The organism is Anaerotignum faecicola (genome assembly GCA_024460105.1).
GTDB lineage: Bacteria > Bacillota > Clostridia > Lachnospirales > Anaerotignaceae > JANFXS01.
The window spans coordinates 1-382 of the sequence record JANFXS010000623.1 but is presented as its reverse complement, the minus strand read 5'-3'; the positions used below and the strand labels follow the sequence as shown (position 1 = coordinate 382).

The 382-nt window shown below is 40.6% G+C and carries 1 protein-coding gene; it reads right to left on the bottom strand.

Annotation, left to right across the window (positions count from 1 at the left end; translation table 11 throughout):
- A partial coding sequence (locus tag NE664_15690) for a 3-deoxy-7-phosphoheptulonate synthase (GenBank protein MCQ4728076.1) occupies nt 1-382 on the bottom strand: 382 nt, incomplete at both ends.

Here is a 382-nt window from a genome sequence, read left to right as displayed (position 1 = left end):
CAGAAGCACAGAGAGGTCTCCGCTTGTAGGATTTTTTAAACCTACCGGAATATTAAAGCCGCTGGCCATTTCCCGGTGCATTTGATCTTCAACTGATCTCGCACCTACAGCAAGATAAGAGAGTAAATCATCGAAATACATAAGGCTATCTGGATATAGCATCTCATCGGCTGCATACATGCCAGTTTCCTGTATTACTTTCAAATGCATTTTTCTGGAGGCTAATACTCCACTTATTAGATCCTCATGTGCATCATTTGTGTCTGGATTATGAAGAAGTCCTTTATATCCAATTCCATTGGTTCGTGGCTTACTAGTATAAACTCGCGGAATAATGAATATGGTATCCTTAACATCTTCTCTGACTCTTGAAAGCCTCACC